The following is a 7,097-nucleotide window of genomic DNA, read 5'->3' as shown; positions in this document are numbered from 1 at the left end:
TGTCGATGTTCGAGTTCGCGTGCACGGGTGTTCGAGTTCGCGTGCACAGGCTTGTCGGGGTAGGCGGAGTTCCTGCCGGGGTGGCAGCGGAACGGCAGGACACCGGCACCAGCCGAGGGTTGGCTGGTGCCGGTGTCCTGTGTGCGGGGACCGTCAGAACGTGGGTGAGGGCGAGGGGCTGACGTCGTCGGACGGCGACGGCGAGGGGCTGACGTCGTCGGACGGCGACGGGGACGGGGAGGGGGTCACCTGCCGGCCGAGCGTGGTAGCGGGCCCGGCCTGCAGGTAGGTCCAGGTGTACACCTTGTCGAGGCATGAACTACGGACCGTCCGGCCTCGTGTGTCGGGGATGGTGCGGCCGTCGAGGCCGGTGACAGGTCCTGGGGTGCACGGCCCGAGGGGGGTGTTCGTCTCCGTCAGGAGGCTTCCGGTGCGCCGGTCGATGACGTACCTGGTGGTCTGCCCCGAGCCGTCCTGTTCGACGGCGACGCCGGACCGGCCGGCGTCGTCGATGACGGTGCCGACCAGGCGGACGCCGGGCACCCGGGCGGCCACCGCGTAGAGCGCTGCCTTGACCTTGGGTGGTGCCGGGCTGGTGAGCAGTTCACCGATCACGCCGAAGACGGTGTCCACGTTGGAGCCGGGGTCGGAGCCGGGGTCGGAGCCGGGCACGGTGGAGGCGCGTCGCAGGACGGCGGCGAGGGCGGTGGGGTCGGTGGGCAGGGTCTGCAACTGGTCCCAGGTCATGGTCTGGCCGGAGAACCCGATCACCCAGGTCGCCGGGCCGGGTGCGACGTTGGAGCTGCTGCCGTCCGGCCCCGACTGGACGTACCCGCCGGCCACCCGGCGGCCGAACCACTCCTCGCGGATGCCGGCCCGCTCGTCGCCGATCCGGGAGCGTGACTTCACGTACCAGAACGGCGCGTCCCGGGGCGGCGCCGGCTGCGCGGCCACGGTCGCGGACATCTCCCCGAGGAACGCCGAGGCGTTGGCGCCGGCGATCAGCCCGTCACCGGGCCCGGTCGGCAGCATCGCGGGGACCGCGACGGTCGCGACGGCCGCGGCGGCGGCCAGGCCGACGAGGGTCCTGCGTCGCAGGATCACCACGCCCGCCCCGGAGCGGTTGCCCGAACGGGCGGGCTGCGCGGGGGGCGCGGCGCGACGGCGGTCGTCGACGACGTCGGTGAGGGCGTGCAGTAGGCGCTGTTCGGACGGGGAGAGCGGGGGAGGGGGCGTGGTGCTCATCGGGACTCCTTGATGACGGCGAGGGGCACTGTCGGGGTGGTTGCCGGCGCAGACGTCTGTTGCAGGTGGCGTTGCAGGTGGCGGCGGGCACGGTTGAGCCGCATCCGGGCGGTGCCGGCGCGCAGGCCCAGCACCGCCGCGGCCTCGGCCACGGTGAGGTCGTCGACGGCGACCAGCTCGAGCAGGCGGCGTTCGCCGTCCGGCAGTTGGGCGATCGAGGTGGCCAGCGCACGTACGGCGGCAGCCGCGTCGAGCTGCTCCTCCAGCCGCGCCAGGTCCGCGTCGTCCCAGTAGCGGCGGCCCTGCAGGCGGGTCTGCGCGGCCGTGGCGCGACCTGCACGGCGCCGCTCGTCGGCAGCCACGTTCGCGGCGACGGCGTGCAACCACGGGACGGCCCGCCCGCGACGGGCGTCGAACCCGTCCGCCGACTCGATGATCTTGAGGAACACCGACGCGACCATGTCGGCGACGTCTTCGGCCGTGCCGAGCCGGCGCAGCCCGATGGCCCGCACCCGCGGCAGGTGGCGACGGTAGAACTCGGTGAACGCCGCCGCATCGGTGGACAGCACGGCGAGCAGGTCCGCATCGCTCCACTCGCTCACCGCGCTTTTCGCATCGAGAGCACGGCCGGGCGCGGCATCGCCGGCCCCTGGCGGGAGTAGGTCTCGTCGTGCTGTCACATTTACTACTACGCCGCAGCCCGACTTAGCGTCACAGGACTCACCCCCGCTCACCCGAGCGGCCCCCGCATCGCCCCCCTCACCGGAGCCCACAGGTCAACCCGTCGCCCTCGGCCAGTTGGCTGAGGACGAGCCATCCCAGACGGCATACGCCCGGTTGGGGTATACCCCAATCTGACGTCAGGGCAGGCAGCCGGAACCCGTCAGGTTAGGGCCGGTGTGTGGCTTGTTGGACACCCCCGCCCGCGGGTCTAGGGTTCAACCTGACACTTTCGGGGTCGGACTGGGGTTGGAGGGCCTGTGACGGGTCAGCGGGTCGGGTACATGCGGGTGAGCACCCTGGACCAGAACCCCGACCGGCAGCTGGACGGCGTGCCGGTCGACCGGGTGTTCACCGACAGCGCGTCGGGCCGCAGCACCAGCCGCCCACAGCTGGAGGCGATGCTCGCCTTCGTCCGCGACGGCGACACGGTGGTCGTGCACTCCATGGACCGCCTTGCACGCAACCTCGACGACCTACGTGCCCTGGTCCGGGCCCTGACTGGGCGAGGAGTGCGGGTGCAGTTCGTGAAGGAGCAGCTGACCTTCACCGGCGACGACACCGCGATGGCCACCCTGCTGCTGTCGGTGATGGGCGCGTTCGCCGAGTTCGAACGCTCCCTGATCCGCGAACGCCAACGCGAAGGCATCGCCCTCGCCCGCCAGCGAGGCGCCTACCGCGGCCGCACCCCGGCCTTGACCGCCGACCAGGCCGCGCAGCTGCGGGCCCGGGTCGCCGACGGCGTCCCCAAGGCCACCGTCGCCCGCGAGTTCGGCATCAGCCGCGAAACCCTCTACACCTACCTGCGGGCCCAGCCCGGCGCCGCTGGTCCTGGTGCCGGGTCCGGGGTTGCACCTGGGTCCGGATCGGGTGCTGTGCCGGAGATCGATCCGGACGGCGAGGTCGCCGTCGAAACGGTGGCGTAGGCCGGTCCGGGCTGCTCGATCCGGGCCCTGCGGCGGTCTGCCTGCGCACGATCACGGGCGTGTTGGGCTTGCTCGAAGTCGTCCATGGTGGTGGGCAGGAACTGCTCGGGGATCCCCAGGCCGATCACGTAGCGGCGTTCCCGTTCGAACTGCTCAGGGGTGCGGCAGACGATCAGGAACCAGCCCAGCACTGCCACCGCGGTGTCTGGGTCGGTCCGCCCGGCGGTGATCGTGGCGTTGATGTCGGCGCTGATGCGTTCCCACGACTCCTGGGTGAGCTCGGGCAGGGGGGTGGGCCGGGCTGCCCGTGGTGGGTAACCGGCGTAGACGGCCTTGGCTGGGGGTGCGGCGATCGTGTCGGCGAGCCGGCCGCGGGCGGTGATCGTCCCGTCCGCGGCCATCTGTAGTGCGGTAGCGGCTGCGTGCCACACTGCGTCGCGGTGCTCGGGCTGCAGATCCTCGAAGACCTGCCACATCCGCACGCCCCCGCGTGGTGGCCGCCCGGTGGCGGCCCACACCCGTTCCAGGGTCCATCGGGCCTGCCGGCGGCAGGTGCCCGGCGCCAGGGACACCTCGTCGAGCAACGATCGCAGCAACCGGAACCACACCGCGGCGTGGACGCTGCGCCCGGGAAGGTCGACCCGGCCCATGGTCAGGCCCTGGTGGGTGTACCTGTCCATCGTGGCCAGCGGCTCGGGCACTGCCACCGGCCCGCGGGGCTGAGCACTGGGCGCGCAGTCGATCAGCAGGCAGGCGTGCTCGACGCAGCTGCTCATCAGCGCCAGCCTCCAGACCAGGGCCGGCCCGCGCGGGCGGCCGGCCGCGATCTCGGCGACGCAGGCCGGGCACACCCGGTTCAGCGGGTAGCGGGGGATCCAGGGCCCGGCCCATTGGCCGCGGGTGCGCTCCACCTGATGTGCCCGGGCCTCACCGGGGGCCAGCAGCACCGAGTTCGCGCGCACGTAGTCCTCGAAGACCGCCTGACCCCAGCCGTCCTCGGGGTCGGGGGTCTGCAGCAGCAGGCCCTGCCACCCCGGCAGGGTCATGGCGTGTATCCGGCCCGCCTCCACGCCGGTCCGTTCGGCCAGGGCCTGGGCCAGGCCCGGTGGAGGGTCGTCGTCGACCTCGCGCGCGACCCGGCGGGCGAGGTCGGGCAAATCAAAGGGGTAGAGGGGGAGGTTGAGGTTGCCCAGCAGCTGCGTGACGCTCAGGCCGTGGACGGTGGCCAGGCGGTCCAGCCACGACGACAGCGCCTCGAGGTCCCCTGGCGGTGGGTGCAGCGGCCACCGCCGCACCCCATGGCGACCGGCCCGGTTCACGTCAGCGGGTTCACGTCAGCGGCCCACGTCAGGGCTCACGTGAGGGTGCGTTCGAACTGGCGGCGGCGTTGGGTGGGGCCGGTGTAGTCGGCCAGCAGCAGGGTCCGCTGGGTGATCGATTCCTCGCCGCATTCGATCGCGGCGACCGCGGCGTCGGTGAGCAGGTGCGCCAGCTCCCCGATGGTGCCCTCGCTGCGGGTCAGCAGGTAGCGGGCCGTGGTGGGGTCTGCGATCGAGGAGGGACGGCGCAGCGGGAACGACGCCGCGAAGCTAGCCAGCAGGCTGCAGGTGTCGGCCAGGCCGTGCCCAGGTTCGTTGCCGGCGTCCCAGCGTGGCAGGGCGAACGGCGCGAACCTGTTCTCCAGCTGGTCGTCCGAGCGGATCGCCAGGTACGCCTCGTGGGTGCCGACCCCGACCAGTGGGATCCGCAGCTGGTTGCCCAGGAACCGCAGCAGGTTCAAGAACTCCCGCCGGCGGTCCCCGCGCCCGCTCAGCACGTTGTGCAGCTCATCGATGACCAGCATCCGCACCTTCACCGCCCGCAGCAGGCCCAGGACCAGCTGCTCCAGGTCCGGCAGGCGGTAGGAGCGCCCCAGCGGGGCGCCGAGCTCGGCCAGCACCGCGGTGTAGAACCTGGCCACCGACGGGTCCGAGGGCATCTGCACGACCAGCACCGGGATCTCCTCCCGGTCGGCGTGCGAGACCGCCGGGTGCAGCCGCCGGAACTTCTCCACGATCATCGACTTGCCGTTGTTCGTCGGCCCGATCAGCAGCAGGTTCGGCATCCGCTGTTTCGCCGGCCACGACAGCAACGTCTCCAGCTGCTCCACCGCCTGCACCGCACGCGGGTACCCGATCCACCGGTCCGCGCGCACGAACCGCACCCGCTCGTCCGCCGGCAGCATCGCCACCGCCTGCGCCGAGACGTGTAAGTGCGACAGGTCCACCGGATCCAACGGCTCCACCACCTCCCCCTCCACCGGCCACGCCCCCGGCCTGTCACCCGCTTGGCTCGACGCCGCCCCGGCCCGGCCGGGGGTCACCACTGCTCGATCACCTCGAACGCCGCCGCACCAGCAAACCCCGGCAGCCCCGGCGGCGTCGGCATGGCAGGTGGTGTCGAGTCGGCCCCCGCCGGGGTGCCAGCCAGGGTGCCAGCCGGGGTGCCCGCGACGGTGCCGGCCATGGCGCGGCGGGTGGAGTCACGGCGGGCCCGGCGGGTGGTGGTCTGCGCGGTGTCGGTGATCGCGCGCATCTGCGCCACCATCGCGAAGACCGCCGCCTCGTCGACCTCGGCGCGGCCCGCGGTGCGCAGCGCCGCGACGGCGGCTCGGTGCTCCCACAGGGTCAGCGGCGGGTTGGACATCGTCCGGTACGGCACCGGAAGGTAGGCGCCGTCGTCGGGGTCCAGGACCCAGATCCGGCTGATGTCGCGCGGGTCGCGGCGCACCACGAACCTGTCCAGCTGCTCGCGGCGCGCGATCCACGGCCGCAGCGCATCGCAGTAGTAGTGCACGTGGTCCAGCACGAACCCGGTCCGGGTCAACCGCCGGCGTTCCACCGGCAGGAAGTCCAGCAGGAACCCCGCCTCGTGCTGCACCGTCACCGGCAGGCCCCCGGCGCCCGCCGCCTCGAGCCCCCCGGCCCACCGCGCGGCCGGAGCCTGCGAGATCCCACGGTGAACCGTCTGGTGGTAGCTGCACACCGCCAGGGCGAGCCACCGCTGCAGCTCGGTCAGCGTCAGGCACGCCGCGGCGTCGGCGTCGTACCCACCGCGCTGGGCCGGGTTGGAGAACGTGGTCCCCGGCAGCTCATGGACCGTGCGCATCATCGTGCCGATCAACCGCTCCACGATCCCGCCGTAGTGCGGGCGACCCGGCGGCCGGTACGACACGGCGATGCCGTGCTGCTCACAGCCCCGGCGCAGCGCCTCACTCTTGAACTCCGCGGCGTTGTCGACGTACAGCTGCTCAGGCTTGCCGCTCATCACCCACTCGGCCTGCACACCCAGGCCCTCCAGCCACGCCCGCTTGTCCGTGACCATGTGCGCCAGGCATAGGCCCACCGACAGCGCCGACGGCGCCTCCAAGGTGACCACCAGGCCGACCACCGCGCGGCTGAACACGTCGACCGCGACCGTCACGTAGGGGCGGCCAATCGGCAGCCGGTGCGTCTCGTCCACGATCACCACGTCCACCACCGTGTGATCGATCTGCACCTGCTCCAACGGCCGGGTCACCGCTGGCGGCGCACCGCCGGCGCCCTGCCGGGACCGGGCCGCGTCCACGCCCTCCCGCTGCCGGGTCGTCACCACCGGGTCGAGCTTGGCGATCCGGCGCACCACCGACCCCCGCGACGGCACCGCCAGCCCGCGTGTGCGGCAGATCCGCTCGATCTCGCGGTGCACCACCGCGACGCTTCGACGCTGCCGGTCCACGTACCGCCGGCGCAGCACCTCGCGGATCACCGCCTCCACCGGCTCGGCCAGCTGCTCACGGCCCCGGCCGCCGCTCGAGCGGCCCGGCAGCAGATCCGACACCACCCCCCGCCCGGCCCGCCACCGCGCCACCAGCGCGTACACGTGCCGCCGCGACAACCCCAGCTCCACGGCCGCCGACTCCACCGCCGCCGCGCCGAGACGATCAGCTACCGCCAGCGGGCCGATCACCCGTGCGCGGGCGACCGCGACCTCCCACACCTCACGCGGGACGTCCAGCGCCCCCGGTCCCCGAACCGACTCCCCGACCATCCCCGCGCCTTCGTGCAGACGAACTCGAGCAACGCGCACCGTAGTGCACACGAACTCGGACACCACCCGCGCCCGAACTCGTCAGCACAACCAGGCAACGCGGCAGGTCAGCCGTGCAGACGAACTCAGACATCGACA

The 7,097-nt window shown here is 72.8% G+C and carries 5 protein-coding genes and 1 pseudogene; 1 reads left to right on the top strand and 5 read right to left on the bottom strand.

The genetic code is table 11. The features are described from left to right. Positions 1–153: 153 nt before the first annotated feature. Both VE546_RS24320 and VE546_RS24315 read right to left on the bottom strand, forming a co-directional pair. Positions 154–1,245, bottom strand: coding sequence for a CU044_5270 family protein (locus VE546_RS24320; protein ID WP_324925884.1), 1,092 nt, complete (start codon positions 1,243–1,245; stop codon positions 154–156). Beyond that, positions 1,242–1,847 (bottom strand): sigma-70 family RNA polymerase sigma factor, encoded by a 606-nt coding sequence (locus tag VE546_RS24315; RefSeq protein ID WP_324925882.1) that lies wholly within the window; start codon positions 1,845–1,847, stop codon positions 1,242–1,244. The genes VE546_RS24320 and VE546_RS24315 overlap by 4 nt, the downstream gene beginning before the upstream one ends. Positions 1,848–2,225: 378 nt before the next feature. On the opposite strand from VE546_RS24315, the pseudogene VE546_RS24310 reads away from it, so the two are divergent. After that, positions 2,226–2,783 (top strand): annotated as a pseudogene (locus VE546_RS24310) (recombinase family protein); the annotation flags it as partial. Here the strand turns inward: VE546_RS24310 and VE546_RS24305 are convergent. The 3 genes from VE546_RS24305 to VE546_RS24295 all read right to left on the bottom strand — a co-directional run bounded on the left by VE546_RS24305 (position 2,765) and on the right by VE546_RS24295 (position 6,959). Then, complete coding sequence (locus VE546_RS24305) at positions 2,765–4,186, bottom strand: TniQ family protein (protein ID WP_324925886.1); 1,422 nt, start codon at positions 4,184–4,186, stop codon at positions 2,765–2,767. The pseudogene VE546_RS24310 and the gene VE546_RS24305 sit on opposite strands and share 19 nt — an antisense overlap. A 59-nt stretch (positions 4,187–4,245) precedes the next feature. Continuing rightward, on the bottom strand, positions 4,246–5,115 hold the full coding sequence (locus VE546_RS24300) for a TniB family NTP-binding protein (protein WP_349256452.1): 870 nt from the start codon (positions 5,113–5,115) through the stop codon (positions 4,246–4,248). A 134-nt stretch (positions 5,116–5,249) separates the two neighbouring features. Continuing rightward, the gene (locus VE546_RS24295) at positions 5,250–6,959 is read right to left on the bottom strand and encodes a Mu transposase C-terminal domain-containing protein (RefSeq protein WP_324925878.1); all 1,710 of its coding nucleotides are present in this window, start codon (positions 6,957–6,959) and stop codon (positions 5,250–5,252) included. Positions 6,960–7,097: the final 138 nt, after the last annotated feature.

The sequence above is a fragment of the Streptomyces sp. genome (assembly GCF_035644915.1).
Lineage (GTDB): Bacteria > Actinomycetota > Actinomycetes > Streptomycetales > Streptomycetaceae > Streptomyces.
This window is presented reverse-complemented; position numbering and strand designations above follow the sequence as displayed.

Excerpts from the sequence above, each read along its gene's own strand:
- VE546_RS24320 (WP_324925884.1), bottom strand. The coding sequence starts at position 1,245 with ATGAGCACCACGCCCCCTCCCCCGCTCTCCCCGTCCGAACAGCGCCTA.
- VE546_RS24295 (WP_324925878.1), bottom strand. The coding sequence starts at position 6,959 with ATGGTCGGGGAGTCGGTTCGGGGACCGGGGGCGCTGGACGTCCCGCGT.
- VE546_RS24300 (WP_349256452.1), bottom strand. The coding sequence starts at position 5,115 with ATGCTGCCGGCGGACGAGCGGGTGCGGTTCGTGCGCGCGGACCGGTGG.